The sequence below is a fragment of the Acidithiobacillus sp. TH-A35 genome (assembly GCF_057473505.1).
This window is the reverse complement of sequence record NZ_JBYCKR010000123.1, coordinates 1-2,409: the sequence shown is the minus strand read 5'-3', so window position 1 is coordinate 2,409 and position 2,409 is coordinate 1. Positions and strand designations below refer to the sequence as shown.

The following is a 2,409-nucleotide window of genomic DNA, read 5'->3' as shown; positions in this document are numbered from 1 at the left end:
GGTCAGCCAACGTTGCCGCAATAACGTTCCGTAAGGCGCCTGGTAATGGAGTGGTCGCTGAATCCGCCACGGCGGCGAGTAAGGCTTTTACGGCGAGGTCCTGAGTGCTCTCCCAGCGATTGAAGGGATCGTCGTCGTGGCGCGCCAGAAAACTGCGGGCCTCGTCATCCAGGGGGTCCTGCAGACGCACCGGGGCGGAGAAACCGCGCAGAATGGAGGGGATCACCGGATCAGGCAAGTTCGCAAAGACCCATGACTGCTCCGACTGCTCCAGCAATAACACGGTTTCGGAGGTGCCCACGACACTATCCAGAGGCACTCGTTGCCCCTGCGTGTTGAGCAGTGCGATACGTACCGGGATCGGCACTGGTTCCTTAACGGGCTGACCGGGGGTTGCCGGGGTTTCCTGGTGCAAGGTGAGAGTATAGCTGTGCCGGGCGGGATCGTAGCTGCCGACGGCCCGTAAAACGGGTGTTCCCGCCTGGCTATACCAACGGCGAAAAGCGGAAAAATCGCGTTGGTTAGCATCCTCCATGGCGGCAACAAAGTCTTCGATAGTAACCGCATGACCGTCGTGACGCTCGAAGTAGAGATCCATTCCCTGCCGAAATTGCGCCTTACCGAGCAGGGTATGAATCATCCGCACCAGTTCAGCGCCCTTTTCATAGACCGTGGCGGTGTAGAAATTGTTGATCTCGGAGTAGGCATCGGGCCGCACCGGATGGGCGAGCGGGCCAGCGTCTTCCGGGAACTGGGCGGCACGCAGGCGGCGCACATCGCCAATGCGCTGGACACCGCGGGAATTCTGGTCGGCGCTGAACTCCTGATCGCGAAACACGGTCAGGCCTTCCTTGAGGCTCAACTGAAACCAGTCACGCAAAGTCACCCGGTTGCCGGTCCAGTTGTGGAAATATTCGTGGGCAATGACCGACTCAATGCCCTGATAGTCGCTGTCCGTAGCGGTCTCCGGGCTGGCGAGCACATATTTAGCATTAAAAATGTTGAGGCCTTTGTTCTCCATCGCGCCCATATTGAAGCTGTCGGTAGCGACAATCATGTAGCGGTCCAGATCGTATTCCCGGCCATAGACTTCTTCGTCCCAGCGCATGGCGCGCTTGAGGCTGTCCATGGCCTGGGCGCAGGCACCGGTGTCACGTTCGTCCACGTAGATTTCCAGGGTCACGTCCCGGCCGGAAGCGGTACGGTACTGATCGCGGACCACCGCCAGATCACCGGCCACCATGGCGAAGAGATAGGCCGGCTTGGGATAGGGGTCTTCCCACCGGGCCCAGTGCCAGCCGCCCTCCTCATCGCCTGTGGCCATACAGTTGCCATTGGCGAGCAACACCGGGCAACTGTTTTGCGGGGCGTGCAGAGTAACCGTGAAGCGGGCGAGGCAGTCAGGACGATCCAGATAATAGGTGATGCGCCGAAAACCCTCTGCCTCACATTGGGTCAGGAACTGCCCGCCCGCATGGTAGAGTCCGGAAAGAGAGGTGTTAGCCGTAGGATGAATGCGCGCCCGGCTCTCCAGAATGAAAGCTTCCGGAGGATTCAGCAACAACAAACCAGCATCGGTCTGTCGATACTCGCTTTCTGCCAGCACTTGGCCATCCCGTTGGAGGTTCAACAACTCCAGAGACTCACCGTCCAGATGCAATTCGGTAACCGGCGCCGGTGCGGTGCGTTGAAAATGGAGGCGGGCATATACCTCGGTATTTTCCGGATCCAGGCGCAAATCCAGAACGATTTCGGAGATTTGATAGCTGGGCGCTTGATAGTCACCACGCCGAATGACCGCCGCTTTCGATCCCGACATATTCACTTCCGGCACGCTCCATTTTGCAGATTACCGATATGCGCAACAAAATCCTTGAAACTTTCTTTGTCCAGGCCGTGTACCAAGGTCGGCTCACCCTTTTGATTACAGTAGATCAGGGTGGGGGTAGCCATTTCACCGCTCTCGCCCAACAGCCTGGTATTATTTTCTACCGCGCTGAGGGTGGCGGCGGCAGGATTTTGCGCCGGTGCAATCCCCCCCTCTTCCGTCACCGTATCAAAGCCCTTTTCGTTCTCCGCCATAGCGGCAGCAGGGTCCGTGGCACCAAGAATGGCCGCGGCTTTCGGTGCGCTGCTCGGCTTGAGAAAAGCCACTACCACATAACGCACCCTGAGCTTGCCGGCTTCAATCAGCGCTTTGGCCTCTTCATAGAACTTATGGCAGAAAATGCAGTTAGGATCGACAAAAGCGGTAATCTCCGGCCCGCTGGTGCCCAGCACAAAGCTAGCGGCATGAGCAGCTTTCCCGGCCATGGTCGCCGCACTCGTCGGCTTGGGAATCAGGCCGAGCTTCATCATCGCCGCGTGCGCCTCATCCTCACCTTGCGTATTCAGGACCGGGCCGGCAAT

Annotated in this window: 2 protein-coding genes; both read right to left on the bottom strand. The window is 58.6% G+C overall.

The genetic code is table 11. The features are described from left to right. Nucleotides 1-1,819: aminopeptidase N (pepN, locus tag AC2VNK_RS04415; protein WP_486882957.1), on the bottom strand; the 1,819-nt coding region annotated here is incomplete at its 3' end. A 2-nt stretch (nt 1,820-1,821) separates the two neighbouring features. Next, the coding region (locus AC2VNK_RS04410) for a thioredoxin fold domain-containing protein (RefSeq protein WP_486882956.1) at nt 1,822-2,409 on the bottom strand (588 nt) is incomplete at its 5' end.